Source organism: Saccharothrix sp. HUAS TT1 (genome assembly GCF_040744945.1).
In the GTDB taxonomy this organism is placed as follows: domain Bacteria; phylum Actinomycetota; class Actinomycetes; order Mycobacteriales; family Pseudonocardiaceae; genus Actinosynnema.
Genome location: NZ_CP160453.1, coordinates 4,492,017 through 4,518,241, shown reverse-complemented (window position 1 = coordinate 4,518,241; position 26,225 = coordinate 4,492,017). Strand labels below are relative to the sequence as shown.

General features: G+C 74.1%; 23 protein-coding genes and 1 pseudogene. 12 read left to right on the top strand and 12 right to left on the bottom strand.

The genetic code is table 11. The features are described from left to right. The first annotated feature begins 3 nt into the window (after positions 1-3). Genes AB0F89_RS21725 through AB0F89_RS21710 form a run of 4 tightly spaced genes read left to right on the top strand, consistent with a single transcriptional unit; the run spans position 4 to position 5,349 of the window. Entirely contained in the window at positions 4-1,587 is a 1,584-nt protein-coding gene (locus tag AB0F89_RS21725; protein WP_367127340.1) for an NAD(P)-binding domain-containing protein, read from the top strand. Then, positions 1,584-2,675: an alpha-hydroxy acid oxidase gene (locus AB0F89_RS21720; protein WP_367127338.1), complete on the top strand. Its 1,092-nt coding sequence runs from the start codon at positions 1,584-1,586 to the stop codon at positions 2,673-2,675. Before AB0F89_RS21725 ends, AB0F89_RS21720 begins: the two co-directional genes overlap by 4 nt. Then, the gene (locus AB0F89_RS21715) at positions 2,666-4,063 is read left to right on the top strand and encodes a cytochrome P450 (RefSeq protein ID WP_367127337.1); all 1,398 of its coding nucleotides are present in this window, start codon (positions 2,666-2,668) and stop codon (positions 4,061-4,063) included. The genes AB0F89_RS21720 and AB0F89_RS21715 overlap by 10 nt, the downstream gene beginning before the upstream one ends. Beyond that, positions 4,060-5,349 carry a cation:proton antiporter gene (locus tag AB0F89_RS21710; RefSeq protein WP_367127335.1) on the top strand — a complete coding sequence of 430 codons (1,290 nt, stop codon included), beginning with the start codon at positions 4,060-4,062 and terminating at the stop codon, positions 5,347-5,349. The genes AB0F89_RS21715 and AB0F89_RS21710 overlap by 4 nt, the downstream gene beginning before the upstream one ends. A gap of 109 nt (positions 5,350-5,458) precedes the next feature. Here AB0F89_RS21710 and AB0F89_RS21705 read toward each other — a convergent pair whose 3' ends face one another. Next, positions 5,459-5,998, bottom strand: a complete 540-nt coding sequence (locus AB0F89_RS21705; RefSeq protein WP_367127333.1) for a tetratricopeptide repeat protein — start codon at positions 5,996-5,998, stop codon at positions 5,459-5,461. Positions 5,999-6,020: 22 nt separating this feature from the next. Then, positions 6,021-8,540, bottom strand: coding sequence for a CHAT domain-containing protein (locus tag AB0F89_RS21700; RefSeq protein WP_367138958.1), 2,520 nt, complete (start codon positions 8,538-8,540; stop codon positions 6,021-6,023). A gap of 76 nt (positions 8,541-8,616) precedes the next feature. Here AB0F89_RS21700 and AB0F89_RS21695 point away from each other — a divergent pair, with 76 nt between their 5' ends. The 3 genes from AB0F89_RS21695 to AB0F89_RS21685 all read left to right on the top strand — a co-directional run bounded on the left by AB0F89_RS21695 (position 8,617) and on the right by AB0F89_RS21685 (position 10,263). Next, positions 8,617-8,958 carry a hypothetical protein gene (locus tag AB0F89_RS21695; RefSeq protein WP_367127332.1) on the top strand — a complete coding sequence of 114 codons (342 nt, stop codon included), beginning with the start codon at positions 8,617-8,619 and terminating at the stop codon, positions 8,956-8,958. Beyond that, positions 8,955-9,593: a hypothetical protein gene (locus AB0F89_RS21690; protein WP_367127330.1), complete on the top strand. Its 639-nt coding sequence runs from the start codon at positions 8,955-8,957 to the stop codon at positions 9,591-9,593. The genes AB0F89_RS21695 and AB0F89_RS21690 overlap by 4 nt, the downstream gene beginning before the upstream one ends. 85 nt (positions 9,594-9,678) lie before the next feature. Next, complete coding sequence (locus AB0F89_RS21685) at positions 9,679-10,263, top strand: nitroreductase family protein (RefSeq protein ID WP_367127329.1); 585 nt, start codon at positions 9,679-9,681, stop codon at positions 10,261-10,263. On the opposite strand, the gene AB0F89_RS21680 is transcribed toward AB0F89_RS21685, so the two are convergent. Continuing rightward, a complete protein-coding gene (locus AB0F89_RS21680) occupies positions 10,264-10,695 on the bottom strand; it encodes a PPOX class F420-dependent oxidoreductase (RefSeq protein ID WP_367127328.1) in 432 nt (143 codons plus the stop codon). Positions 10,696-10,903: 208 nt separating this feature from the next. On the opposite strand from AB0F89_RS21680, the gene AB0F89_RS21675 reads away from it, so the two are divergent. Next, the gene (locus tag AB0F89_RS21675; RefSeq protein ID WP_367127326.1) at positions 10,904-11,560 is read left to right on the top strand and encodes a pentapeptide repeat-containing protein; all 657 of its coding nucleotides are present in this window, start codon (positions 10,904-10,906) and stop codon (positions 11,558-11,560) included. Positions 11,561-11,626: 66 nt separating this feature from the next. Here AB0F89_RS21675 and AB0F89_RS21670 read toward each other — a convergent pair whose 3' ends face one another. Together AB0F89_RS21670 and AB0F89_RS21665 are read right to left on the bottom strand one after the other, a co-directional pair. Beyond that, positions 11,627-12,982: a serine hydrolase domain-containing protein gene (locus AB0F89_RS21670; protein ID WP_367127325.1), complete on the bottom strand. Its 1,356-nt coding sequence runs from the start codon at positions 12,980-12,982 to the stop codon at positions 11,627-11,629. A gap of 398 nt (positions 12,983-13,380) precedes the next feature. Beyond that, complete coding sequence (locus tag AB0F89_RS21665; protein ID WP_367127324.1) at positions 13,381-14,025, bottom strand: SDR family NAD(P)-dependent oxidoreductase; 645 nt, start codon at positions 14,023-14,025, stop codon at positions 13,381-13,383. Positions 14,026-14,245: 220 nt separating this feature from the next. Here AB0F89_RS21665 and AB0F89_RS21660 point away from each other — a divergent pair, with 220 nt between their 5' ends. Further along, positions 14,246-14,728: a hypothetical protein gene (locus tag AB0F89_RS21660; RefSeq protein WP_367127322.1), complete on the top strand. Its 483-nt coding sequence runs from the start codon at positions 14,246-14,248 to the stop codon at positions 14,726-14,728. On the opposite strand, the gene AB0F89_RS21655 is transcribed toward AB0F89_RS21660, so the two are convergent. Beyond that, positions 14,725-15,768, bottom strand: a complete 1,044-nt coding sequence (locus AB0F89_RS21655; protein WP_367127321.1) for an ABC transporter substrate-binding protein — start codon at positions 15,766-15,768, stop codon at positions 14,725-14,727. The genes AB0F89_RS21660 and AB0F89_RS21655 overlap by 4 nt on opposite strands. Positions 15,769-16,153: 385 nt before the next feature. Here AB0F89_RS21655 and AB0F89_RS21650 point away from each other — a divergent pair, with 385 nt between their 5' ends. Beyond that, positions 16,154-18,235, top strand: a complete 2,082-nt coding sequence (locus AB0F89_RS21650; protein WP_367127320.1) for a cellulase family glycosylhydrolase — start codon at positions 16,154-16,156, stop codon at positions 18,233-18,235. A 169-nt stretch (positions 18,236-18,404) separates the two neighbouring features. Here AB0F89_RS21650 and rhaS read toward each other — a convergent pair whose 3' ends face one another. The 4 genes and pseudogenes from rhaS to AB0F89_RS21630 form a co-directional block, all read right to left on the bottom strand. Then, complete coding sequence (gene rhaS / locus AB0F89_RS21645; RefSeq protein ID WP_367127318.1) at positions 18,405-19,487, bottom strand: rhamnose ABC transporter substrate-binding protein; 1,083 nt, start codon at positions 19,485-19,487, stop codon at positions 18,405-18,407. Positions 19,488-19,489: 2 nt separating this feature from the next. Beyond that, on the bottom strand, positions 19,490-20,476 hold the full coding sequence (locus AB0F89_RS21640; protein ID WP_367127317.1) for an ABC transporter permease: 987 nt from the start codon (positions 20,474-20,476) through the stop codon (positions 19,490-19,492). Continuing rightward, positions 20,469-21,467: an ABC transporter permease gene (locus AB0F89_RS21635; RefSeq protein WP_367127316.1), complete on the bottom strand. Its 999-nt coding sequence runs from the start codon at positions 21,465-21,467 to the stop codon at positions 20,469-20,471. Before AB0F89_RS21635 ends, AB0F89_RS21640 begins: the two co-directional genes overlap by 8 nt. Before the next feature lie 7 nt (positions 21,468-21,474). Continuing rightward, positions 21,475-21,702, bottom strand: a pseudogene (locus AB0F89_RS21630) (D-xylose ABC transporter ATP-binding protein); the annotation flags it as partial. On the opposite strand from AB0F89_RS21630, the gene AB0F89_RS21625 reads away from it, so the two are divergent. Then, positions 21,649-21,918: a hypothetical protein gene (locus AB0F89_RS21625; protein ID WP_367138956.1), complete on the top strand. Its 270-nt coding sequence runs from the start codon at positions 21,649-21,651 to the stop codon at positions 21,916-21,918. The pseudogene AB0F89_RS21630 and the gene AB0F89_RS21625 sit on opposite strands and share 54 nt — an antisense overlap. A gap of 47 nt (positions 21,919-21,965) precedes the next feature. On the opposite strand, the gene AB0F89_RS21620 is transcribed toward AB0F89_RS21625, so the two are convergent. Further along, a complete protein-coding gene (locus AB0F89_RS21620; RefSeq protein WP_367127315.1) occupies positions 21,966-23,174 on the bottom strand; it encodes a GNAT family N-acetyltransferase in 1,209 nt (402 codons plus the stop codon). Positions 23,175-23,306: 132 nt separating this feature from the next. Here AB0F89_RS21620 and AB0F89_RS21615 point away from each other — a divergent pair, with 132 nt between their 5' ends. Then, complete coding sequence (locus AB0F89_RS21615; RefSeq protein ID WP_367127314.1) at positions 23,307-23,870, top strand: DinB family protein; 564 nt, start codon at positions 23,307-23,309, stop codon at positions 23,868-23,870. A gap of 7 nt (positions 23,871-23,877) precedes the next feature. Here AB0F89_RS21615 and AB0F89_RS21610 read toward each other — a convergent pair whose 3' ends face one another. Continuing rightward, on the bottom strand, positions 23,878-26,190 hold the full coding sequence (locus AB0F89_RS21610; protein WP_367127313.1) for a glycoside hydrolase N-terminal domain-containing protein: 2,313 nt from the start codon (positions 26,188-26,190) through the stop codon (positions 23,878-23,880). Between the last annotated feature and the right edge of the window lie 35 nt (positions 26,191-26,225).

The following is a 26,225-nucleotide window of genomic DNA, read 5'->3' as shown; positions in this document are numbered from 1 at the left end:
GTCGTGTCCAGCGAGGTTTCGACGGAATGTCTCGTCATCGGCGCCGGCCCGGCCGGGCTCCAGGCGTCCTACCTGCTGTCCCGCGCCGGGCGGGACCACCTGGTGCTGGAGGCGGGCGACGTGCCCGGCGCGTTCTTCACCCGCTTCCCCCGGCACCGCACCCTGATCTCGATCAACAAGCCGATCACCGGCTGGGACGACCCCGAGCTGAACCTGCGGACCGACTGGAACTCGCTGCTGTCCGACGACCCGGAGCTGCTGTTCACCCGGTACACGCCGCGCTACTTCCCGGCCGCCGAGGACATGGTCCGCTACTTGGCCGACTTCGCGGCCAAGAACGACCTGCCGATCCGGTACGGGACGTCGGTGACGTCGGTGACCCGGCCGGACGACTTCGTGGCGCACGACCGGGACGGCAACACCTACCGGGCCCGGCGGCTGATCGTCGCCACCGGCGTGTCCAAGCCGCACGTGCCGCCGATCGACGGCGTGGAGCACGCCGAGCGCTACGACCGGGTGTCGGTCGACCCGGCCGACTTCACCGGGCAGAAGGTGCTGATCATCGGGCGCGGCAACTCGGCGTTCGAGACCGCCGACAACCTGGTCGAGACCGCCGCCGTCATCCACGTGGCCGGTCCCGGCTCGCTGAAGCTGGCGTGGCAGACCCACTTCGTCGGCCACCTGCGCGCGGTGAACAACAACTTCCTCGACACCTACCAGCTCAAGTCGCAGAACGCGCTGCTGGACGGCCGGGTGCTCGACATCCGGCCCGACGGCGACGGCTACCTGGCGCGGATCAGCTTCGCGCGGGTCGCCGAGCGGGTGAAGGAGATCCGCTACGACCGGGTGATCCTGGCGACCGGGTTCCGGTTCGACCCGTCGATCTTCGCGCCCGAGTGCCGCCCCGAGCTGACCATCAACGACCGCTTCCCGGACCAGACGGCGGCCTGGGAGTCGGTCAACGTGCCCGACCTGTTCTTCGCCGGGACCATCACGCAGGCCAGGGACTTCAAGAAGTCGACCAGCGGGTTCATCCACGGCTTCCGGTACGGGGTGGCGGCGCTGCACCGCATCCTGGAGCACCGCTACCACGGCGTGCCGTGGCCGAGCCGGGACCTCTCCCCCACCCCCGAGGCGGCGGTCGAGGCCGTCGTGGAGCGGGTGAACCGCACGTCGGCGCTGTGGCAGCTGTTCGGCTTCCTCGCCGACGCCGTGCTGGTCGGGCCGGGCGGCGACCTGCGCTACGTCGAGGAGGTGCCGGTCGCGCACCTGCACGAGGCCGTCGCGCGCGGCGACTTCGGCGACGTCGAGTCCTACGTGGCCGTGACGCTGGAGTACGGCGAGGGGCACGACCGGGTCAACCCGTTCGACATCGACGCGGGCCGGGTGTCCCAGGAGGACACCAGCGGGCTGGACGGCCGCTACCTGCACCCGGTGGTGCGGCACTTCCGCGCCGGCGCGCCGCTCGGCGAGCACCACGTCACCGAGAACCTGGAGAACGAGTGGGACAGCGAGGAGGTGCACCGGGCGCCGCTGCTGGCGTTCCTGCGGGCGCGGCTCGCGCCGGCCCCGGTGACCTCGCCGTGAGCGCCGGGCTGGCCGAGCTGCGGGAGGAGGCCCGCGCGGTGCTCGACCCCGTGCACTACGACTACTACGCGGGCGGGGTCGGCGACGAGGTCGCGCTGGCCGAGAACGAGGCGGCGTTCCGGCGGCTCGCGCTGCTGCCGCGGGTGCTGCGCGGCCGGCCGGACCGGGACCTCGGCGTCGACCTGCCCGGCGCCCGCCTGGCGCTGCCGGTGCTGGTCGCGCCGACCGCGTTCCACCGGCTCGCCCACCCCGACGGCGAGCTGGCGACCGCGCGGGCGACCGCCGCGGCGGGGACGGTGCTGGTGTCCGGCGTGGCGGCCACGGTGGCGATCGCCGACGTGACCGCCGCCGCGCGGGAGGTGGACGCGGACGCGGCGGTGTGGTTCCAGCTCTACCCGCAACCCGACGACGCCGTGGCGGAGTGCCTGGTGCGGCGGGCGGAGCGCGCGGGCTGCGCGGCGCTGGTGGTGACCGCCGACTCCCCGGTGCTCGGCCGGCACCGCCGCGACGCCGAGCACGGCTTCCACGACCTGCCCGCCGGGCTGGCGGCGGAGAACATGCGGGACCTGCCGGGCGGTCCGCCGGGCGGGACCCTGGACATCGCGATGTCGCCCTCGACCTCGTGGGCGCACCTGGACCGGTTGCGGGAGCTGACGTCGTTGCCGTTGTGGCTCAAGGGTGTGCTGCACCCCGGTGACGCGGTGCTCGCGGTCGAGCACGGGGTGGACGGCGTCGTGGTGTCCAACCACGGCGGTCGCCAGTCCGACCTGGCGCCCGCGGCGGTCGAGGCGCTGCCCGCGGTGGTCGACGCCGTCGCGGGCCGGGTGCCGGTGCTGCTGGACGGCGGCGTTCGCGGCGGCGGTGACGTGGCCGTGGCGCTCGCGCTCGGCGCGGCGGCCGTCGGCGTCGGCCGACCGGTGCTGTGGGGTCTGGCCGCCGACGGCGACGCCGGCGTGCGGCGGGTGCTGGACCTGCTGCGCGACGAGTTCGACCACGTCCTCGCGCTGTGCGGCGGGCGCGACGTCGCCGACCTGACCCGCGACCTGGTCGTCGCCCGCGGGACGGGGGTGTCGGCGCGGTGCGGCTGACCGGGGTGCTCGCCGCGGCGGCGCTGACCGCGCCGCACCGGCTGTCGGCGCGGGTGGTCGCCCTGCGCGCCAAGGTGTTCGAGAAGGTCAACGGGGACAACGCGATCACGTTCCCGAACGCGCTGGTGGGCCCGGACCGGTTCCAGGAGGTCTACGGCCACCCGGCCGCGAACGGCCGCAGCCGGGGCGCCGGGCTCTCGGACCTGTTCTGGTACTGGCTCTCCCCCGGCCCCGAGGTGCACCAGGAGCACCTGGAGGCCGGGCCGCGCTACGACGACGTGGCGCGCACGACCCGCGCGTTGCTGGCCGGTCCGGGTGACGCGCTGGCCGCGGCGGCGACCCGCTGCACCGGGCGCGTGCTGGACGAGGTGGTCACCGGGCCGGTCACCCTGGTCCGGCTGCGCGACCTGATGATGCCGGTGTGGGCGGCGTACTTCCACGAGCTGGTGTTCGGCGAGCCGTGCCCCCGCGCGGCGCGCGACCTCATCGTGGGACATGCCGACGACGTGGTGACCTCGCTGAAGTGCACCGGTCTGCGGCACCCCGCCCGCCGGGCCCGGCTGACCCGCTACCTGGCCCGGCGCGTCGCGGCCGGGGACGTGCGGCAGCCGCTGCCCGCGTCCCTGTCCCCCGCCGAGCGGGTGCACTACCTCCAGGGCACGTTCTTCAACACCGCCGTCGTCCAGATGTCCGAGGCGACGGCGCACCTGCTGCTCGCGCTCGCCCAGCACCCGGACGTGGCGGACCGGCTGCGGGCCGACCCGACCGACGACCGCTACTTCGCCCACGTGCTGGACGAGACCCTGCGGCTCTACCCGCTGTTCGGCATCGCGCACCGCATCACCACCGGCGACATCGCGCTGGACGAGCGCACCACGCTGCCCGCCGGGTCGGTGCTGTGCTTCAACTACCCCGACTACCACGCCGCGGGCCACCCGCGCCCGGAGGTGTTCGACCCGGACCGCTGGGAGGACGCCCCGGCCCGCGCGGCGCACCACATCCCGTTCGGCGTCGCCGCCAACCGACCGTGCCCGGCCTGGCGGCTGTCGCCGATCGCCCTGCGCGCGGCGACGCGCGAGGTGCTGCGCCGCTGCGCGCTGCACTCCACCGTCGGCCACACCCGCTCGCTGCCCAGTCGCGGGCCGTGCCTGCTGACGCCGGTGGACGAGCCGCTGCCGCCGCGCCGGCTGGCCGTCCTCGGCGCGTTCCTGCGCGTGCGGGACCGCTGGGAGGACGTGTGGCGCAGCGTGGCGCAGCTCGTGCTCGGCACGGTCATGGTCCTCGACGCCCGCCGCCTGCGCCTGGCCCGGCGCTACTTCGCCACGCACGACGACCAGGGCCGTCCGGTGCGGCGCCAGCCGCCTTCCTCCCAGGAGATCACCTCGTGAACCAGATCCAGTTCGCGCTGCGGGTGTTCGCCGCGCTCGCGGTCGTGCTCGCGGCGACGACCCTGTGCGGGCGCCTCGCCATGCTGGTCAAGCAACCCAGGGTGGTCGGCGAGATGGTCGCGGGCGTCCTGCTGGGGCCCGCGCTGCTCGGCGCCGTCGCGCCGGGCGTGCAGGCCCAGGTCTTCCCCGCGGACGTCAAGGACACCCTGTACGTGCTGAGCACCATCGGGTTGACGTTCTACATGTTCCTCGTCGGGTCCTCGCTGGACCACGGGCTGGCCGCCGGGCGGAACATGCGGCGCGCCTCGGCGCTGGCCGTGTCCGGCATCCTGCCGACGTTCGCCCTAGGCGCGGGCGCGGCGGCGCTGTTCTTCGGCTCGCTGAGCCCCGGCGGGACCAGCCAGTGGGAGTTCATGCTGTTCGTCGGCGGCGCGCTGTCGATCACCGCGTTCCCGATGCTGGCCCGCATCCTCCAGGAGCGCGGGATCGCGAACACGCCCATCGGCGGCCTCACCCTGGTCGCGGCGGCGATCGACGACGCGGCGGCGTGGGTGATCCTCGCCGTGATCATCGCGGTCGCGGCGGCGGGCAGCCCGTTCGACGCGCTGACCACCGTGGCGGGCGCGGCGGTGTTCGCGCTGCTGATGCTCACGGTGGGGCGCACCCTGCTGCGCAGGCTGGGCGAGCGGGTCGAGCGCGAGGGCCGGATGAGCCGGGACGTGATGGCGCTGGTGCTGTTCGTCGTGCTGGCGGCGGGCTGGTTCACCGACTACATCGGCGTGTTCTCGGTGTTCGGCGGCTTCATCACCGGGCTGGCCATGCCGCAGTCGGCGATCGTGCGGCGGGAGCTGGAGACCCGGCTGACGGACCTCAACTCGATCCTGCTGCTGCCGGTGTTCTTCGCGTTCAGCGGGCTGAACACCGAGGTGTCCGGCTTCGGCGCGGGCGGCGCCCTGTGGTGGCCGCTCGCGGTGATCATGCTGGCCGCGTTCGCCGGCAAGTACCTCGGTTGCACCGCTGTGGTGCGGGCGCAGGGGTTCTCCTGGCGCTACGCGTCGGCGGTCGGCGGGCTGATGAACGCGCGCGGGTTGATGATCCTCATCTTCATCAACATCGGCCTGGCGCACGAGCTGGTGACGCCGGAGTTGTTCGCGATCCTGGTCGCGGTGGCGATCGTGACCACCGCCGCCGCGATGCCGATCTACCGGGCGTCCCTTCCCGAGCACCTGGAACGGGCGCCCGAGGGCGCGGCGCCGCCACCGGTGCCCGCGCCGAACTCGCCGTGACCGGATTCTCCTTCCACTGTGGACACCCCGGTCCCACTGCGATGGCGTACCTGCAACGGGACGAAGTGGCCAGGTCGTCCGGCGCGCGGCTGAGGTCGGGCTGCCGGGGTCAGCCCCGGCGGTAGCGCGGGTTCGCCACGGTGGTGCCGGTGACCAGGCCGTCGCGCACTTCCCAGAACCGCCTCACCGCGTGCGCCGGGATGTGGTCGTCCTCCACCAGGTCCTCGTCGCACTCGCTCACCCACCGCTGCCCGGACGTCGGCGCGGCGGCCCGCACCAGGTCCTCCGGCACCGGGATGCCCGCGCGGACCGCCGCCTCGGCGCCGGCCAGCCGCCAGGACAGCGTGCCCTCCATCTCGGGCCAGTCCACGACGTCCCGCACCACCCGGTAACCGGCGGCGTAGCAGGTCACCGCGTCGGCGAACCGCTCCTCGGCGGTGTGCGCGTCGCCGAGGGCGGTCATCGCCAGCACGTAGGTCGGCACCCGGTCGATCCGGACGGCGAGGTCGGCCGCCTCCGCCAGCAGGTCGATCGCCTCGCCGAGGCGCCCCTCGTCCCGCCGCGCGATCGCCACCCGCATCAGGGCGTCGAGGTGCTCGCCCACCGTGGACGGGTCGGCGGCGTTCGGCTCGTCGGGGTGATCGGGCACGGCATTCCCTCCAACGTGGACTTCAAGGTCCGATGTGGACGTAGGGCGCCCAGTCGACGGGGTGGGCGCCGGCCCGCAGCTCCACCAGCGCCTCGTGCAGGGCGACCGCGGCGCGCGCGGCGTCCGGTTCGCCGCCCGCCACCAGCCGCCGGTAGACCGCGCCCGCCACCGCGCCCGCGTGCCGGTCCTCGATGTGCCACTGGGTCGCGATGACGTGCCGGTACCCGGCCAGGGCCAGGGCCGCGGGCAGGTGCACCGCCTCGTCCGTGATCCGCCCGCTGCCCATCATGGTCAGGCAGGCCGAGAGGTACGCCAGCTCACCGCCCGTCGAGCGCAGCCCCGCCACGTCCAGCACGGTCAGCGGGCCGTCCGAGAGCGCGATCCCGGTCCGGCTCGCCTCGTCCGGCGTGGGCAGCGTGTGCCCGGCCAGGTGCAGCCAGGTGTGCTCGGGCAGCTCCGCGGCCACCGCCGCCCTGGTCGCCGCCGGTCCCGTCCGCACGGTCAGCGCCCCGGTCCCGAACACCGCGCCGAGGTCCGCCAGCTCGCGCGCGACACCCGGCAGCGGCGCGAGGTCGGGCCCGGTGTCGGACGCGCCGACCGCCAGCAGCCGCGCGGGACCGCCCGGCGCGCGGTGGCGGGCGCGCAGCAGGTCACCCAGACCGGTGGTGTACGAGGAGATCACCCGTTCGGGCACCGACCGGCCGGTCGCGCCGCCCTCGTAGTGCCCGGCCGCGTGCACCGGCAGCAGCGCCAGCGCGCCCACCGGGCACCACCAGACCCGGGGCAGCTCGTCGGCGGGGCCGGTGACGCCCAGCGCGGTCAGCACCGGCTCGGCCACCTCGTCCCACAGCCAGGCCAGCGCCTCGACCGCCGCGCCGCGGAACCGCTCCCTGGTGAGGAACCCGGTGTCGACCGGCGCCTGCGCCGCGTAGGACATGGCCTCCAGGAAGTGGTTCGCCCGCGTCGGCAGCGTGGCCGGGTCCAGCGTGGGCAGGGGCACCACCAGCACCCCGGACGGCTCCCGGTCGGTGACGACCAGCGCGTCGCACCGCCGGTCGCCGACGTTCAGCAGCACCACGGGCCCCTCGGCCGCCGCCGCCCGCAACCGCGCGAACGGCAGCGGCGCCAGGAAGTCCTCCCAGCCGGGCAGCCGGCGCACCTCCGCCAACGCCTCCGCCCAGCTCCGCGCCGCCCGCGCCCGCGCCGTCGGATCGGCCGTCGCGCCGTCGAGCCCCGCCCGCGCCGCGTCCAACCGCGCGGTCAGCCCGGGCGCGACCCCGGCCAGCTCCGAGACGTCCGCGCGCAGCAACGACTCCTGGCCCCACAGCACCAGCCGGTTCTGCTCCAGCGACTCCACCGCGAAGTCCGGCCGGCCCACGGCGATCGCCCGCGCCGCCACCTCGCCCGCCATCCCGGCGAGGTTGCCGAGCAGGTGCTCCCGGCTGCGCCGGTCCAGGCCGGGCCACGTGATCTCCCGCAACGCCCGGTTGACCAGCCGCAGGGCGTCGAGCACCCCCTCGGTGTCGCCGGCCCGCTCGGCGGCGTCGGCCAGGGCGAAGCCCATCGGCAGCCGCAGCTGCGGGTGCGCGGAGTCGGACCGGGCCAGCGATCGGGCGACCTCCTCCGACTCGGCCAGCGCGGCCGGGTCCCCGGTGTGCCCGAACCTGACCCGCAGCACGTTGTGCAGCCCGGCCAGGTGCCGACCGCGCTCCCAGTAGCCGGCCGGGGTGTCGGCCACCGCCCGCCGGGCGCACCGCTCCGCTTCGGCCAGGTCGGCCTCGACGCCCGCCAGCTCGAACCGCCGCAGCAGCGCCACACCGAGGTTCGTGCTGGTCGTCGCGCCCGACAGCGGGTCGCCGACCCACCCGTCCACGGCCCGCCGCAGCAGCTCGACCGCCTGGTCCAGGTCGTCCGCCGCGCCGGTCGCCTCGAACCGCTCGTCGTACAGGGTCGCCAGGTTCGACAGCGCGCCGAAGCTGCCGGGCCGGTCGTCCGGCATGTGCCGGACCGCGGCCAGGCCGACCTCGATGCCCGCGTTCAGGCTCGCCTCCCGGTCGCCGACGTGGGCGTCGAGCCGCAGCACCACGGACAGGTTGGTCATCCGCCACGGCCACGCCGGGTCGTCGACGGGCGTGCGGTTGACGGCGTGCCGGTGCGCCGTGAGCGCGTCGGCCAGGTCGGTGAGGTGCCTGGTCCGCTCGTACCTGCTGCTCAACGCCCGGCCGAGCAGGTCGAGCGGGTCGGGGTCGCCCGGCGCGGCGGCCACCTCGGCGCGGGCCAGGTCGACGGCCTCGTCCAGGTCCTCGGGCCGGCCCAGGGCGTTCGCGCGCTGCTGCAGCAGGCCGAACAGGGAGTTCAACGCCTCGTCGCGCAGCGGGTGGTCGCGCGGCAGCGAGGCGAAGACCCGCCGGGTGGCCTCGATGCCGGGGTCGAGGTCCTCGGTCCGGCCGGACCACGGGATGAACGGCCGGTCGTCCTGGTCGGGGCGTAAGGCGGGGTCCGGCTCGGCGGCGGCCTGCTTCCGCAACAGGCGTCGCAGCATCTCGCGCACCGCTCCATGGTGTCACTGATCGTCACTACAGTGGGGCTGTTTCCCCTGGCTCGCGGAGGATCGCACGATGGACGAGGTTCCCTACCAGCGCACGACGGCCTTCACCTGGACCGAACGAGCGTTCGCCCTGATCGAGTCGCGGGAGCTGGCCGTGCGCACGGTGGTGACCGACGGCATCGTCGCGGCGACCGTGGCCGGGTCCTGCCCGCGCTGCGGCCACCACCTGGTGGACAACCAGGTCGGCACGGCGGTCACGCCGGTCCGGTCGGTCGGCGTGCCGGACGCGCCGCCGACCGTCGTGCTCGACGTCAGCTGCGGCTGCGGGTTGCCGCACACCGACGCCCCCGAGCACGTCACCGGCTGCGGCGTCGGGTTCCGGGTCCAGCTCACCCTCCAGGACCAGCCGTGACCTACCGACCGAGCCTGCCGGAGCGACCGCCGACCCCGGCCGACCTCGCCGAGCGCGACGCGTTCCAGCGCCTGGTCCGCGACTCGCTGCCGACCGTGCAGGCGTCCGCCGAGAAGTGGCGCACCGGCCTGGCCGCGTTCATCACCCTGATCACCACCGGCCTGGTGGTGAAGGGCCGCGACGTCACCAGCGGCGTGCCCACCAGCTGGCGGATCGCGATCACGGCGGCGGTCGCGCTCGGGCTGGTGCTCAGCGTGATCGGCCTCTGGCAGGCCCTCACCGCCGCCGCGGGCGGCAAGGTGCACTCGCTCACCCTCCCCGACATCCAGCGCGACCACGGCAGCGTCGAGGCGTTCCGGGTGGTCGCGGCCCGCACCGCCGCGCGCAAGCTGGACGTCGCCCGCGCCGCCGTCGCCGCCGGCCTCGGCTGCCTGCTGCTCGGCGTCGGCCTCACCTGGTGGGCGCCCGCCGCGCCACCGGGTCAGCTGCGGGTCGAGCAGCGGGACACCACCACCTGCGGCACCCTCACCTCGGGCGACGGCGCGACCATCAGGCTGGCGGTGCCGGGCAGGCACGCGCCCGCGGTCATCCCGCTGGACTCGGTCACCAACCTCGCCGTCGTGGCCTCCTGCTGAGACCACCCGCCGAACGGCCCTGGCCGCGGACCGGCCCGGTGACCCTACGATCGGGGCCGAGGCCGACCGGGACCGGGGGATCGCCGTGGAGTTCCAGGACGTGGTGCGCCGCAGGCGCATGGTGCGCGAGTTCACCGACGAGCCGGTGTCCGACGGGAGCGTGCGGCGGATCATGCGCAACGCGCTGCGCGGGCCGTCGGCCGGGTACTCGCAGGGCCAGGAGTTCCTGGTGCTGCGCGGCGACGAGACGGCGCGGTTCTACGACTCGGTCCGGCTCTGGACGCTCGACTCGGTCAGGACCGCGCCGGTGCTGGTGGTCGCGTTCGCGGTGAAGGACGCCTACCTCGACCGGTACGCCGAGCCGGACAAGGGGTGGACCGACCGCGACGAGGGCCGCTGGCCGGTGCCGTTCTGGCACGTCGACACCGGCATGGCCGTGCTGCTGGTCCTGCAGACGGCGGTGGACGAAGGGCTCGGCGCGGTGTACTTCGGCATCGGCGCGGACGACTTCGACCGGGTCCGCGAGGAGTTCGGCGTGCCGGCCGGCCACGTGCCGATCGGCGCGATCGCCATCGGTCACAGCGCCGGCGCGGGCGTCCACGCGAGCGCGTCGCCGTCGACCCGCGGGCGTCGGCCGTTCGAGGAGGCCGTGCACTTCGGGCAGTGGTGATCAGCCCACCCTGGTGCCGTACACGCGGTCGACCTCGATCGTGATCAGCACCCGGCGGTCGGACACCATGACGGACCGGTACTCGTCCCAGTCGGGGTGCTCGCCCGCCGCGGCCCGGTAGTACTCGACCAGCGCCTCCACCTCGGGGCCGTGCGGGTCGGCGCCCGGACCGACGAGCGCCGCCGTGCCCTCCGCCGTGGCCCAGGTCCAGCCGTCGGCGCTGGTGACCTCCAGCGCCACCCGCGGGTCGCGGCGCAGGTTCGCGACCTTGGCGGTGCCCGCGGTGGTCGACACCCGGATCACGCCCGCCGCGCGGTCGTAGGACGGCATGACCGGCGAGAGCTGGGGCCGGCCGTCGGCCTTGATGGTGGCGAGGACGCCGAGCCGGCTCTGCTGGAGCAGCGCGTGCGGGTCGAACGGCATGTCGGTCATGTCGGCACCAACCCGCCGCCGGGCGCCGGGTATTCCCGCCCGGCCGGGGTTCGTGGCGCCCCTGCCAGGATTCGAACCCGGACGGGCCCTCCACCGGCCCCGCGAACGGGTGCAACGCGATCAACGGCCGCGGTGATCCGCGCGCGGCGGCCGGTGTAGAAAGTGACGGGGCGGAAGACCGTCCACAGGCGACCAGGACGAGGTGCGCATGCGGGAACCCCGGGCGCTCGCGGACCTGCCGTACGCGTCCTACCTGGAGCGCCACGACGAGGAGCACCTGCGGCCCGGCGGCGACTACAACGTCGCGCACGTCGCCGACCGCGAGTTCCCCGGCCAGGCGGCGGACAACGTGCGGTTCAGCGAGTCGGCGCTGGCCGCGGTCAAGTTCACCGACGGCTCGCTGCGCCGGTCGCGGTTCAACGACGTGTGGCTGCACGGCGTCCAGGTGATCGGCACCGACCTGGCCGAGGGCGGCTGGCTCGACGCGGAGGTGGTGAACAGCGCGTTCGCCGGGGTGGCGATGTTCGGGTCGGGGCTGAGCCGGGTGACGTTCTTCGGCTGCAAGCTCGTCTCGGTCAACCTGCGCGGCTCCACGCTGCGCGAGGTCGCGTTCGTGGACTGCGTGCTGCGCGACGTGGACTTCACCGAGGCCGACCTGACCAAGGTCTCGTTCCCCGGCTCGACGCTGGAGGACATCCGGTTCGACCAGGTGAAGCTGACGAAGGTGGACCTGCGCGACGCCGCCGAGCTGGGCATCCGCAACGGCTTCGGCTCGCTGCGCGGCGCGACGATCACCTCCGCCCAGGCGCTGGACCTGGCCCCGAGCTTCGCCCAGGCGTTCGGCATCGTCGTCGAGGACCGCTGACCCGCGCCACGTGCCTTCGAGCCCGCGCCGGGTTCCGCCGCCGCCCGGCGGAACCCGGCCGCTCGGCTAGTCCTCGCTCCTCGCCGCCGCGCGCATCCCGAAGTGCAGGCACGGCGTGCCGTCCGGCAGCGGGTAGAAGACCACCGGCGCCCACGGCTCGTGCGCGTTGCGCCGGGCCGCGAACAGGCCCTCCCGCACCGGCACCAGGTCGGCGTGGGTCACCGCGTTGATCTCGGCCAGCTCGCCGGTGCTCTCCCCGCGCAGGCGCAGCCGCCCGTCCCGCACGGTCACCTCCACCTCGTAGCCCTCGCGCGGGTACCAGCCGACGTAGCGGGACAGGTCCACCTCGGGCGGCTCGGCGGGCGGCTCGAACCGCGGCACCACGACGCCCGCGTGCTCGGTCAGCAGCTCGGTGAACAGCCGCTGGTAGACCTCCGCGGGCACGCCGCCGTTGGTCAGCAGCGCGATCGCGACCCCGGCCGCCGGCACCACCCGCAGGAACGCCTTCTGGCCGACCGTCGCGCCGTCGTGGCCGATGACGGGACCGCCCGGCCAGTCGAACAGCGCCCAGCCCAGGCCCCAGCACGTGCGGGTGGCCGCGCGGGCGGGCATCTCGACCTGGGGCTCCCGCATCGCGGCCACCTGCTCGGCGGCCAGCACCCGCGTGCCGTCCGCCGCCAGGCCGCCGTCCAGGTGCACCCGCGCGAAGCGGAGCACGTCGGCGGCGGTGGCGTTGATCGTCCCGGCCGGTCCGACCGAGCGGGCCAGGCCCCACACCCGGGAGGGCACCGGCTCGTCGCCGGGTTCGCCGAGGTGGCCGAGGGCCGAGCGGAACCGCAGCACGTCCTCCGGCAGCGTCGCCGTGCGGTCGGCGCCGATGGGGTCGAGCAGGCGTTCCCGCAGCGCGTCGTCCCAGACCTGGTCGGTCAGCACCTCGACGATCCGGCCGAGCACGGTGAACCCGCTGTTGCAGTAGGACATCGTGGCGCCCGGCGGGTGGTTCTGGCGCAACCCGGCGCACGCCGCGACGTAGGCCGCCAGGCAGTCGTCGCCGCGCCCGGTGTCGTGGAAGAAGTCGCCGTCCATGCCGCTGGTGTGGCACAGCAGCTGGCGGGTCGTGATGGTCTTGGTCGCCGCCGGGTCGGCCACCGCGAACCCGGTGAGCACGGACACCACCGGGGCGTCCAGGTCGAGCCTCCCCTCGGCGACGAGCTGCATGATCAGCGTGGCCGTGTACAGCTTGGTGATCGAGCCGATCTGGAACAACGAGTCGGTCGTGACCGGCACCCCGGTGCCGCGGTGCAGCACGCCGGCGGCCCACTCGTGGACCTCCCCGTCGACCAGGACCGCCAGTGACGCTCCGGGCACCTGGTGCGCCTCGCACAGTTCGGCGAGTCGGTGCTGCCAGTGGTCGATGTCCATCGCCTGCTCCCCCCGGATTGGCGTGAAATCGTCGCGTTGAAAAGCATTCGCTTCGCCCACGTTACCGAGTTCCGTGATCGCCCGGAGGGGGTTCTCCCGGGCCGGGTGCAACCGGGGGTGCGGTAGTCGCGGCAGCGGTCGAGCAGCCGTTCGACGTCCCGGTCGGCCGGCGGCACGCCCCGCTGCGGCCGCTTGAGGAAACCCCCTCGGCCATGTGGTCGATCATCCGGATCGGGTGCGCGGGACAGCGCGTCGACGCTCGGCGGCGGCGCCGCCGAGCGGGATCGGCGAACGGCGGCGCCGGACAGGTCGGCGGGTAGTCGGTCGGCGGCGGGGTCGGCGGCAGCGGGTAGGCGGCAGCGGGTGGGCGGGCGGGCAGTCAGTGGGCGGGTGGTGGGTCAGCGGCCCAGGCCGGAGCCGCCGTTCACGCCGATGACCTGGCCGGTGATGTGGCCCGCGTCCGGCGAGGTCAGGAACGCGACCGCGGCGGCGACGTCGGACGGCTTGCCCGCGCGGCCGTTGGCGGGGTTGCCCACCAGCTTCCGGCGGCGCTCCGGGGACAGCGTCCCGCCGAAGAACTCGGTCTCCTCGGTCACCCCCGGCGCGACCACGTTGACCGTGATGCCGCGACCGCCCAGCGCGAACGCCAGGTCCGCGGTCCACGCCTCGACGGCGGCCTTCGCCGCCCCGTAGCCACCGGACCCCCGCCGGGCCGCGATGGAGCCGATCGTGACCACCCTGGCGTCGTCGGCCAGCCGCGGCTCCAGGGCGGCGGTCACCAGCACGGCGCTCAGCACGTTCGACTCGAAGTTCGCCGGCCACAGCCCGCGCACGTCCGCCAACCCCTCCGGCGCGGGAAGGCGGCGGGCCGCGTTGCCGCCGGCGTTGTTCACCAGCACGTCCACCCGCTCGGGCAGCTCGGCCGGCGCCGCCTCCACCTGAGCCGGGTCGGTGGCGTCGAACGCGACCGCGCGGGCACCCACCTCCGCTACCGCCTTGCCGATACCCGTGCCACCACCGGTCACGACCGCTGTCCTCGTCATGCCACGGTCTTATCAGCGCGATTCCCCCGGGTCGATCCGCTCGTCGGCCCAGTGATTCCCGAGAATGTTCACATGTGTGATCACCACTCGGTCGAGTGAAGCCGCTTCACACGTTCGTTGCTCAATTTTCAGTCGAACGTGGAGTTGACCGACCGCAGCCCCGATAACCGAACTACCTTGCGGCGAAAGGGGATTCCCGCGCCACCCCGGAGGTGCCGTCGTGCAGGTCAACCGCTGGCTCGTCCTCGCGCTCGTCGGCGGTCTCGTCGGCGCCGACCAGGTGCGCGCCGCGCCCCCCACCGAGGAGGTGACCGTGGAGGTGGTGACGAAGCGGACGCTGATGTCGGCGCCGCCCGCGCCCGCGGTCGGCGCCGGTTTCGTCAGCGGCGGCGACCTGTTCCGGCCCGACGGCGCCACCAAGGTCGGCGAGGGCTACTCGCACTGCGGCGTGGTGGCGGTCTCGACGACCGTGCCGCCGGCGGTGACCGCGCACTGCGCGTCCACGTTCCGGCTGGCCGACGGCGAGCTGCACCTGTCCGGGATGCGGGAGTACAGGTCCATCGCGGCGGGCTTCGAGGACGCGCCGGTGGCCGTCCTGGGCGGCACCGGCGCCTACGCCGACGCGCGCGGCGAGGGCAGGGCCGTGCGGGCGGACGGCCAGGGCGTCGGCTACCGGTTCACCCTCACCCTGGTCACCGGCTAGAACTCCAGCTCGCCGGACACCGGGACGAGCGGCGAGCGCCGGTTGTCCACGACCGCCAGCGACGGCCGCGGGCCGGCGCGCCACTGCCCTCCCGCCAACGGGACGGTGGCCACGCCGGGCGCGGGTCCCGCGGTCCAGTCGAGCACCCCGGCGACGGTCGCCAGCCGCGTCCGCGCCAGCACGTCGGCGACGGTGGTGGACGCGTCGGCCTCGCCCACGGCGTGCACCGCCACCTCGAACAGCGCGTGGGCGAGCCCGAGCGGCTGCAGCCACGGCGAGCCGGTCGCCCCCTCGTAGGCGCGGGCCAGGTCGCGCGGCGTCCGCCCGCCGCGGCCGACGTGCTCGTGCCCCGGCGTCCAGGACACGATCGTCGCGACCCGGTCCAACCCGTGCCGGGAGACGCCGAACGGGTAGGTCAGCCACCGCGAGCACGTCACCAGCCAGGGACGGCGGGCGCGCACCACGGCGGCGAGGTCGGCGGCGGTCGCGGCGCTGGTCACCACCTCGACGTCGCCGACGCCGGGCACCGAGCCGCTGCCCTCCCGGTACCGCAGGTCGACCAGGTGGTGCCCGCGCGCGGTGGCGACGGGCGCGAACCACTTCCGCAGCGCGGCGCCCTGCGGCCCGTCGTTCCACACGCACCCGACGGTCCGCTCCGGGCCGAGGTGTTCCCACAGGTCGGCGAACACGGTCGCGATGTCGTCCACGCCCCAGCAGAAGTGGAACGCCGCGCCCGACCGCCGACCGGCGTCGAACACCTGCCAGGGCAGCGACGTGGACAGGCACGGCACGTCGAGCTCGGCGCAGGCGTCCACCACCGCGGGCAGCGTCGCCGTGCCGCCCGACGTCAGCACGACCCGGACGCCCGCCTCGACCAGCGACGCCGTCGCCGCACGCGCGCCCTCGGGCGTCGAGCCGCTGTCGCGCAGCAGCACCTCGACGGGCCACGTCAGGCGGGTGGCGACGAACTCCACCGGCGCGCCGAGGTCCGCGAGCCGTCCGGTCGTCGCGAGGACGACCCCGATCTTCGGGAGCAGCACGGCGGCAACCTATCGACGGCCACCGCGCCACGATCGGGCGATCCCGGGGGTCCGACCACCGGGATCGTCGAACGCGTTCGACCGCCCCGTCGAACGCCGAACGGATTCCGAGTCGAATGATTTCGACCCCGTCAGCGAATTCCGCATTCACCGCCGGCGACTCGGAGTCGATTCCCGTCGAAACCCTTGCGCCGCCCATCCGGGACCGCCAACATCATGGCGAGGCAGCGCCGGAACACGCCGCCGCGCCCGGTCCGACGGTCGTGGCGCGCGGGTGCGCCGGGTGTCGACCGGCGCATTTCCCACTGCGACCGGCCGCCGTCCGCGCGTTCGGTTCCCACCCCTCCCGCTGCCGCACGCGATCACTAGGAGCGTCATGTCCGATATGCGCGGCACACTGAGAAGAATTCGCCGGCGGGTCGGCCTGCTGGCGACCGGAATGGCCTCGTTGCTCGCCGGCGTGGGTGTTGTCGCGGTGACCGACGCCCAGGCGGCGGCGGGTTGCCGGGTGGCGTACTCGGTCCCGACCCAGTGGCAGGGCGGCTTCTCCGGCAACGTCGGCATCACCAACCTGGGCGACCCGATCAACGGGTGGCGGCTGACGTGGACGTTCCCGTCCGGCCAGGCGGTCACCCAGGCGTGGAACGCCACGGTCACGTCGTCGGGCAGCCAGGTCACCGCGACCAACGTCGGCTACAACGCGGGCATCCCGACCAACGGCACGGTCTCGTTCGGCTTCAACGGCTCGTGGACGGGCTCGAACACGGCTCCGACGTCGTTCGCGCTCAACGGCGTGACCTGCACCGGCAGCACCACGCCGACGTCGACCACGACCACCACCACGACGACGACCACCACGACCACCCCGCCGGCGGGCGACGCCATGGCGCGGGTCGCGGAGATGCAGCCGGGCTGGAACCTCGGCAACTCGCTCGACGCCGTCGGCTCCGACGAGACCGCGTGGGGCAACCCGCGGATCACCGAGGCGCTGCTCGACAACGTCCGGGCGCAGGGCTTCAAGAGCATCCGCATCCCGGTGACGTGGAGCGCGCACCAGGGCGGCGCGCCGAACTACACCATCGAGGCGGCGTACCTGGCGCGGGTCAAGGAGGTGGTCGGCTGGGCGTTGGCCGACGGCTTCTACGTGATGATCAACATCCACCACGACTCGTGGCAGTGGATCAACGCGATGCCGACCGACCGGACCACCGTGCTGGCCCGCTACAACGCGGCCTGGACGCAGCTCGCCTCCGCGTTCCGGGACGCCTCGCCGAAGCTGATGCTGGAGAGCGTCAACGAGCCGCAGTTCGCCAACAGCTCCGGTGACGCGCAGAACGCGCAGCTGCTGGACGAGCTGAACAAGTCGTTCCACCGGATCGTGCGCGCCTCGGGCGGCAACAACGCCACCCGCCTGCTCGTGCTGCCCACCCTGCACACGTCGTCCGAGCAGGCCCGGGTGGACGAGCTGGTGGCCACGTTCACCGCGCTGAACGACCCGAACCTGATCGCGACGTTCCACTTCTACGGCTACTGGCCGTTCAGCGTGAACGTGGCGGGCGGCACCAGGTTCGACGCCGCCGTGCAGAAGGACCTGACCGACTCGTTCGACCGGGTGGCCACCGCGTTCGTGTCCCGGGGCATCCCGGTGATCCTCGGCGAGTACGGCCTGCTCGGCTTCGACCGGCACACCGGCACGGTCCAGCAGGGCGAGAAGCTGAAGTTCTTCGAGTTCCTGGGCCACTACGCGCGGACCAAGAAGATCACCACCATGCTCTGGGACAACGGCCAGCACCTGGGCCGCACCTCGTTCCAGTGGAGCGACCCGGAGCTGATCGCGCAGATCAAGTCGAGCTGGACCACCCGGTCCGGCACGGCCTCGTCGGACCAGGTGTTCAGCGCCAAGTCCTCGGCGGTCACCGACAAGTCGCTGACGCTCAACCTGAACGGCACGTCGTTCGTCGGCCTGCGCCACGGCAGCACCGACCTGGTGCGCGGCACCGACTACACCGTCAGCGGCGACCAGCTGACCATCAAGGCCGCCGCGATCACCCGGTTGAGCGGGTCGCGGGCGTACGGCGTGAACGCCACGCTGTCGGCCCGGTTCTCGGCGGGCGTGCCGTGGCGGATCAACCTGGTCACCCACGACGCCCCGGTGCTGCAGAACGCGACCGGGACGACGAGCGCGTTCGCCATCCCGACCGCCTTCCGCGGCGACCAGCTCGCCACGATGGAGGCCAAGTACGCGGACGGCTCCAACGCCGGGCCGCACAACTGGACGTCGTTCAAGGAGTTCGACGTCACGTTCGCCCCGGACTACACCGCCAACACCACCGCGCTGAAGCCCGAGTTCTTCGCGGAGGTCGCGGACGGCTCGCGGGTGACGTTGACGTTCCACTACTGGAGCGGCGCGAAGGCGACCTACCACGTGACGAAGTCCGGCACGTCGGTCACCGGCTCCACCTCCTGATCCGAACCGCCCTGCCGAAGGGTCGCGCGGCCCGGAGCCCCCTCGCTCCGGGCCGCGCGGCATTCCGCGTCGCACTCCGCGCCGTCCGCGCCGCCGCCCGCCGTGGTGCCCGCCGTGGCGCCGGCCGTGGCGCCGGCCGTGGCGCCGGCCGCCTGGTCGTGGGTGGCCGTCAGAAGTCGAACTGGTCGATGTTGCCCGCGTTGAACGTCGTCGGCGGCCCGAGGATGATCTCGCCGTTCGCGCCGATGGTCCGCTCGCCGAGCTTGCCGGCGGTCAGCTTCTCCCCCTCCGCGCCGGTGATCCGCCCGGACGCGAGCGCCACCGCCGCGTGCCCGGCGAGGTAGCCCAGCTGACCGGGGTCCCACAGCGCGAACTCCGCGACCGTGCCGTCCTTGACGAACTGCCGCATCTGGTTCGGCGTGCCCAGCCCCGTCAGCGCGACCTTCCCCTTGTGCGGCGACGACGAGAGGTACCGCGCGGCGGCCGAGATGCCGACCGTCGTCGGCGACACGATCCCCTTCAGGTCGGGGGTGGACCGCAGCAGCGCCTGCGTCTCCTGGAACGACTTCTGGTCGTCGTCGTCCCCGTACGCCACCTCGACCAGCTCCAGCCCCGCGTGCTCGGGCTCGGCCAGCTCGTCCCGCATGAACCCGATCCACGTGTTCTGGTTGGTGGCGTTCGGCGTCGCGGACAGGATGGCGATCTTGCCCCGGCCACCGACCTGCGCCGAGATCAGCTCGATCTGCGAGCGGCCGATGTCCTCGGAGTCGGCCTGGTTCACGAACACCTGGCGCGCGTCGGGAGCGGCGTCCGAGTCGACGGTCACCACCGCGATGCCCTTGGCCATGGCGTCCTTCAGCGCGGGCGCGACGGCGTTCGGGTCGTTGGCCGCGATCACGATCGCGTCCTGCCGCTGCCGCACCAGCGTGTTGATGTAGGACACCTGCGACGACGCCGAGGCGTCCGACGGGCCGACCTCCTTGCCCTCGCCGCGCACCTCGGCGACGGCCTCGATGCCGCCCTTGTCCATGATGATCTCGTAGGGGTTGTCGACCTCCTTGGGCAGGAACGCGACCTTCAGGCCCTCCTGGACCGGCGCGCCCGGGTCGGCGGTCCTGGCCGTCCCGGTGCCGCTGCCCGCGTCCGAGCCCGCCGTGGAGTCCTTGGTCGTCCCACCGCACCCCGCGACCAGCACGAGCGCGAGCGCGACGGCTGCCGCTTTCGGGGTGTTCCCGGTCGTGGAGCGGGTCATCGTCATCCTCCTGGTTGGTCGGCGGCGCGGTCGCGGCACCCGGTCACGCGGCCGCGCAGCCGGTTCGCGGCCACCGGCACGAGCACCGAGACGATCAGCAGCAGGCCGTTGACGACGTTCTGCACCTCGTTGGTCACGTCGTTGAGGAACAGCGCGTTGCGCAGCCCGGCCATCAGCAGCAGGGCGGTCGCCACGCCCAGCACGGTGCCGCGACCGCCGAAGATCGACACACCGCCGAGCAGCACGGCGGTCACCGCGACCAGTTCGAGGCCGTTGGCGTTGTCCGCGCGGGCGCTGTTGTAGCGCAGCGTGTAGATCAGCGACGCCACTGCGCACAGCAGGCCGGACACCAGGTACAGGGCGAACCTGAGCCGGTCCACCCGGATGCCGGAGAACCGCGCGGTCTGCTCGCCGAGCCCGATGGCGTACAACGCGCGCCCCACCGGCGTGTGGTGCACGACGACGGCGGCCAGCAGCACGACCGCCAGCACCGGGATAGCGGTGTACGGCAGGAACGTGCCGGGGATGACGTCGGTCGCGAACGGCCGGTAGTTCTCCGGGAAGCCGGTGACCGCGCCGTCGCCGAGCACCGCGTACGCCAGCCCCCGGTACAGGCCGAGCGTGCCGATCGTGACGGCCAGCGCGGGCAGCCCGAACCGCACGATCAGGCCCGCGTTGACCGCGCCCAGCAGCACGCCCGCGACCAGCACCAGCGGCACGACCGTCTCGAACGGCACGCCCGCGTCCCACAGCACGCCGGTCAGCGCGGAGCAGAAGCCGAGCACCGACGCCACCGACAGGTCGATCCCGCCGGTCAGCACGATCGGCAGCAGCGCCATCGCCGGCAGCGCCACCTCGGCGAAGTCCTGCAGCAGGAAGCCGACGTTGCCCGCGTCGGCGAACCCGGGCGTGCCGGTCGAGCCGAACGCGAACACCGCGCCGCACAGCAGGACCAGCACCACCTCCCAGCGCAACACCCGTTCACGCACGGCCGCGCCCCCTCTCCCGGCGCAGCCGGGCGGTCGGCCGGAGCATCACGGCCCGGTCCAGCGAGATGGCCGGCAGCAGCGCCGCCCCGTCGACCGCGCGCTGCCAGAACGCGGGCACGCCGAGCACCGGCAACGCGCTGGTGATCGTGGTCAGCAGCAGCGCGCCGAGCACCGCGCCCCGCACCGAGCCGCTGCCGCCGAAGATCGCCACGCCGCCCACCACGACCGCGGCCACGACGGCGAGTTCGCGGCCCGTGCCGACGGAGGCGTTGACGGTGCCGAAGTACGCCGCGTGCAGCACGCCGGCGAGGCCGACCAGGGCGCCGGACACCACGAACGCGGTGAACACCCGCCTGCCCGCCGGGATGCCCGCCAGCCGCGCGGCCTCCGGGTTGGACCCGATGGCGTACAGCTCGCGGCCGGACCGGAAGTCGCGCAGCGCCCACCCGGTCACCAGCAGCGCGGCGAGCGCGATCAGGGTCAGGTTCGGCACGCCCAGCACGGAGCCGCTGCCGAACGCCAGGAACTCCGGCGACACCCGGTCGGCGTTGACCTGCCGCACGCCGGTCGCACCGGCCCAGCCGTAGTCGAGGCCGCGGAACACGTACAGCGTGCCCAGGGTGACCACCAGGGCCGGCACCTTGGCGACCGCGACCAGCGCGCCGTTGACCGCGCCGCAGGCCGCGCCGAGCGCCATCCCGGCCACCAGCACCAGGACGACCGGCGTGGTCCGGTCGGCGAGGAACAGCTGCCCGGACAGGAACGCGGTCAGCCCCATCACCGAGCCGACGGACAGGTCGATGTTGCGGGTGATCACCAGCAGCGCCTGCCCGATCGCCAGCAGGGCGATGACGGAGGCGTTGAGGAACAGGTCGTGCAGGCCCTGCGCGTCGAGGAACGCGGGCCGCACCGCCGCGGTCACCGCGACGACCACGACGAGCGCGATCACGATGGCCGGCTCGCGCCCGGACAACAGCGCGCGCGGCCTCATGCCGCGCCCCGGTCGCCGCCCGCATCACGGCCTCCTCGGTGGCCTCGGCGCCGGACAGCTCCGCGGCGATCCGGCCCTCGTGCACCACCAGCACCCGGTCTGCCACGCCGAGCACTTCCGGCAGCTCGGAGGAGATCAGCAGCACCGCCAGGCCGGCGGTCGCGAGGTCGGCCAGCAGGGCGTGCACCTCGACCTTCGCGCCGACGTCGATGCCCCTGGTCGGCTCGTCCACGATTCGACGCCCGCCCTGTCGGCCGACATCCTCGGCGACTGGCGGGAGGAGGTCGTCCGGCGCACGTCGGACAACACCAGGCTGCGCACCTACTCGACCACCGACCCGACCTCCGTCTCGCGCCCGTCGCTGATGCAGGACCGCCAGTACCGGGTCGCCGTGGCCTGGCAGAACACCGCGTACAACCAGCCGCCGCACCCGAGCTTCCCCATCGGCTAGGCGCCGAGCGCGTGCCCGGCCGCGACGTCGCGGCCGGGCACGCGCGCTCAGAACCAGTGCAGGCAGTGCGGTGGGCGTTCGGCGCGGAAGAGGGCGTCGGCGAGGGCGGCGGCTTCCGGGTGGTGGGCCCGGACGTGCCCGGCCCGCACCAGCGCGCTCGGGGAGACGCCGCCGAGGTAGACCGAGCCCAGGTCCCGCACGTCCAGGGACAGGTCGGGCTCCCGGTCGGTCGGGGCGCAGCCGGCCTCGCCGCCCCGGGCGGTCAGCAGGTAGCGGCCCCGTTCGGCGAGGAACGGGTCCTCGACGTCGAGCACCAGCTCGCCGTCCGCCGACCAGCCGCGCGCGGCCAGGGCGCGCGGGACGTCCAGCGGTCGCACCCACAGCCAGTCGGTCTCGCGGCTCGGCTCGGCCGCGCGGAAGTCCGCGAGCTGCCGGCGCAGCGGGTGCTCGGGCGGGAAGTGCTTGAACACCACCCGGGCGACCAGGTCGTGGCCGAGCGCGAACCGGGCCAGGGCCGTGTAGGCGGCGTCGTCCACGGCGACCGTCTCGTCGACCACCAGGGTGTCGGGCTCGTCGAGCGAGTAGGCGGCGTAGCCGTCCGGGACACCGGCGGCGTCCCGGTGCACGGCGATGTAGCGCGGCGCCAGGGACACCGGCGGTTGGCCCGCGCCCGACGCCCACCAGCGGTGCGGCCGGAGCAGCGCGCCGGGCTGCGCGCGGCGGTACCGGTCGTAGACCTCCTCCAGGATTTCGCCGCACTCGTCGCGCCGCAGCACCTCGACCGTGCCGGTGTCGGCCGCCCCGCGCGCCCTGGGCTCGGCGAAGGCGGCCCGGGAGCGCGGCACCGTCAACCGGCGCGTGTGGGTCGCCGGTCCGTAGCCGAACCGGCCGTAGATCGTGGCCTCGGTGGCCAGCAGCACGGACAGGAACTCGCCCCGCGCCCGCAGTTCGGCGAACTGGTGCCGCATCATCGCGCTGAGCACGCCCCGGCGGCGGTGCGACGGCAGGACGCCGACGGCGGTCACCCCGGCGACCGGCACGAGGTTCCCGCCGGGCAGGGTGAGCTCGAAGGAGCACGCGGCGGCGGTGCCGACGGGCCGCCCGTCCGCCGTGGCGAGCACGCCGCGGTCCATGTCGAGCGACGACCACCAGACCGAGTCGCCGGCGGTCGGTGCGCCGGGGAAGCGGCCGAACGCGGTGTAGAGCGTGCCGGCGAAGGCCTCCCGGTCCTGCTCGGTCGTGGAACGGATCTCCATCGCTGCCACTGCCCCCTCGGCTGCCGCCACCACGGCTCGTGGTGGCCCGCCACAGTGCAGCGCCGACCCGTGTTCGGGTCAAGCGAGTTATCCGATTGCGCCCGCCGACGCCGACCGTCCACGATCGGGCGCATGACGGGTGATGACGAGGCCCTGCCCGAGCGCCGGTTCGGCTGGTCCGACATGTGGGTCGACCCGGCGGACGACCCGCGCAACGCCGGCGGCCCGTACCCGGGCGAGCGCCGGACCCTGGTGCGCTACCTGCGGAACCAGCGGCTGACGTTGGAGCTGAAGTGCACCGGGCTGGACGCCGTGGCCATGGCGCGCCGCTCGGCGCCGCCGTCGGACCTGTCGCTGCTCGGGCTCGTGCGGCACCTGGCGGGCGTCGAGCAGTACTGGTTCCGGCGGGTGTTGGCGGGCGAAACCGTCACGCCGCACCACACCTCGGCGTTCGGCGGCGCCACGGCCGACCCGGCGGTGGTCGAGGACGCCTGGGCCACCTGGCGGGCCGAGGTGGCCTTCGCCGAGCGGTTCGTGGCCGGGGCCGCAGACCTGGACGTGCTGGGCTCGGGCGACCCGGGACACGCCCCGATCCCGTTGCGGGAAGTCCTCGTGCACATGATCGAGGAGTACGCCCGGCACAACGGCCACGCCGACCTGCTCCGCGAGCGGATCGACGGCCGGGTCGGGCAGTAGGACCGGGTCACGTCGCCGTGGCCACGTAGCGGTGGGCGGCACGGGCGGTGAAGGTGATCGAGTCGCCACGTGCGGGCAGCAGCGGCACGTCCTCCCCCGTCCGGGCGTCCACCAGCCGGACTCGGCCGCGGAACAGGGCGCAGCGGACCCGGACCGGGCCGTCCTGGCCGGTGGTCAGCGCGACCTCCTCCGCCACCCCGGCCGACCACCGCACGTCGACCGTGACGTCACCGCGGGCCCGCAGGCCCGTGCACGAGCCGTCGCGCCACTCCCCCGGCAGGGCGGGCAGCACGTGCACCACGCCGTCCTGGCTCTGCAGCAGCATCTCCGCCACCCCGGACGTCGCGCCGAAGTTGCCGTCGACCTGGAACGGCGGGTGGGTGTCCCACAGGTTCGGGGTCGTGCTGCCGGTCAGCTGCTCGGCCAACACCCGGTGCGCGTGGTCGCCGTCGAGCAGCCGCGCCCAGAAGTTGATCTTCCACGCCTTGCTCCAGCCGGTGCCGCCGTCGCCGCGCGCGGTCAGCGAGACCTCCGCGGCGGCGGCGAGTTCCGGCGTGGTGAGCGGGCCGATCCCGTTGCCGGGGAACAGGGCGAACAGGTGCGACACGTGCCGGTGCTCGTCCGCCGGGTCGTCCAGGTCCTGCTTCCACTCCTGCAACTGGCCCCAGGACCCGATCCGGGCGCCGGGGTCGAGCCGGTCGAGCGCCGCGCGCACCTCGGCCCCGAACGCGCCGTCCCCCACCAGGTCGGCGACCGAGGCGACGTTGGCGAACAGCTGCCGCACGACCTGCTGCGACAGGGCCGCGCCGGCGGAGAAGTCGCCGTGCTCGGGCGAATAGCTCGGCGTGACGACGAGCGTCCCGTCCCTCGGGTCCACCGCCAGCCCGTCCAGCCAGAACTCGGCCAGCTCCTTCATCACCGGGTACGCGCGCTCGGCGAGGAACCGGCGGTCGCGGCCGAACAGGTAGTGCTCGAAGTGGTGCTGCGCCAGCCACGCGCCCGCCTCCGGGAACCAGAACGCGGTCGCCCAGTCGTGCACACCGGTGAAGCCGAACGGGTTGGTCTCGTTGTTGACCACCCAGCCCCGGCTGCCGTGCAGCTCGCGCGCGGTGACGGCGCCGGGCTCGCGCAGCGCGTCCACGAAGTCGAACAGCGGGCCGGTGGTCTCGGCCAGGTTCGTCGTCTCGGCGGGCCAGTAGTTCATCTGCAGGTTGATGTTCACGTGGTAGTCGGCGCTCCACGGCGGCGACACCGAGTCGTTCCACACGCCCTGGAGGTTCGCGGGCGGCGATCCGGGCCGGGACGAGGAGATCAGCAGGTAGCGGCCGTACTGGAAGTACAGGGCTTCCAGCGCCCGCCGGGCCGGGGCCGGGGCGGTGGCGTAGTCGCGGAGGAGTTCGTCGGTCGGCACGTCCACCGGCAGCTGCCCGATGTCCAGCGACACCCGGTGGAACAGCGCGCGGTAGTCGCGCAGGTGCGCGTCGAGCAGCCGGTCCCAGCCCTGGGCCGACGCCTGGTCGACGGTCGCCCGCACGCGGTCGCCCGGGTCGGGGCCGCGGTAGGTCGGGTGGTCGGCGGCGTAGTCGGTGCCCGCCGCGAAGACCAGCACCACGCTGTCGGCGTCGGCGACGGTGACCGAGCCGTCGGCGTTGTCGACCCGCGTGCCCGCCCGGTTGAGCACCTGGAACTGCGACTCGAAGCGCAACCCGTTGTCGTGCAGGGCGCCGGTGGCGGTGGACCGGCCGCCGGTCGCCACGACGTGCCAGGTGCGGTTGTCCGGCGCGGTGGTCGAGGCGGTGAGGCCGATCTTCCCGGGTCGGTCGGCGGAGAACCGGATGACGATCACGCCGTCGGCCGCGCTCGCGAAGTACTCCCTGGTGTGCCGCACGCCGTCGGCCCGGTACGACACCGAGGCGACCGCGCGGGTCAGGTCGAGGTCGCGCCGGTAGTCGGCGACCTCGGCGGGCGGGTCGGCCAGTGCCAGCCACAGCTCGCCGAACGGCTGGTACGCGCCGAAGCCGCGGCGCGGTTGGCCCAGGGCCGCCGCCACGACGCCCGGGTCGACCCGGTGCTCGCGCTCGACCAGCTCCCGGACCTCGCGCAGCGCGTCCGGCCGGGGGCCGGTCCAGTTGCCGGAGTCGTAGCCCTGCGCGGAGCCGGGTCCGCCGGTCCACAGCGTCTTCTCGTTGAGCTGGACCCGCTCGCGCGCCACCGCGCCGAACACGCCGCCGCCCAGCGCGCCGTTGCCGATGGGCAGCGACTCGCGCTCCCAGTCGGTCGCGGGCTCGTCGTACCAGAGCATCAGCGTTCCCCGATCCACCGCTCGATCCTCCCGCAAGACATCCGAAGTGTCGA

Bases quoted from the DNA above. Each gene is read 5' to 3' on its own strand.
- AB0F89_RS21700 (WP_367138958.1), bottom strand. From the start codon at position 8,540: ATGCTGCGACGCCTGTTGCGGAAGCAGGCCGCCGCCGAGCCGGACCCC.
- AB0F89_RS21695 (WP_367127332.1), top strand. From the start codon at position 8,617: ATGGACGAGGTTCCCTACCAGCGCACGACGGCCTTCACCTGGACCGAA.
- AB0F89_RS21680 (WP_367127328.1), bottom strand. From the start codon at position 10,695: ATGACCGACATGCCGTTCGACCCGCACGCGCTGCTCCAGCAGAGCCGG.
- AB0F89_RS21675 (WP_367127326.1), top strand. From the start codon at position 10,904: ATGCGGGAACCCCGGGCGCTCGCGGACCTGCCGTACGCGTCCTACCTG.
- AB0F89_RS21670 (WP_367127325.1), bottom strand. From the start codon at position 12,982: ATGGACATCGACCACTGGCAGCACCGACTCGCCGAACTGTGCGAGGCG.
- AB0F89_RS21665 (WP_367127324.1), bottom strand. From the start codon at position 14,025: ATGACGAGGACAGCGGTCGTGACCGGTGGTGGCACGGGTATCGGCAAG.
- AB0F89_RS21650 (WP_367127320.1), top strand. From the start codon at position 16,154: ATGCGCGGCACACTGAGAAGAATTCGCCGGCGGGTCGGCCTGCTGGCG.
- rhaS (WP_367127318.1), bottom strand. From the start codon at position 19,487: ATGACCCGCTCCACGACCGGGAACACCCCGAAAGCGGCAGCCGTCGCG.
- AB0F89_RS21635 (WP_367127316.1), bottom strand. From the start codon at position 21,467: ATGAGGCCGCGCGCGCTGTTGTCCGGGCGCGAGCCGGCCATCGTGATC.
- AB0F89_RS21620 (WP_367127315.1), bottom strand. From the start codon at position 23,174: ATGGAGATCCGTTCCACGACCGAGCAGGACCGGGAGGCCTTCGCCGGC.
- AB0F89_RS21615 (WP_367127314.1), top strand. From the start codon at position 23,307: ATGACGGGTGATGACGAGGCCCTGCCCGAGCGCCGGTTCGGCTGGTCC.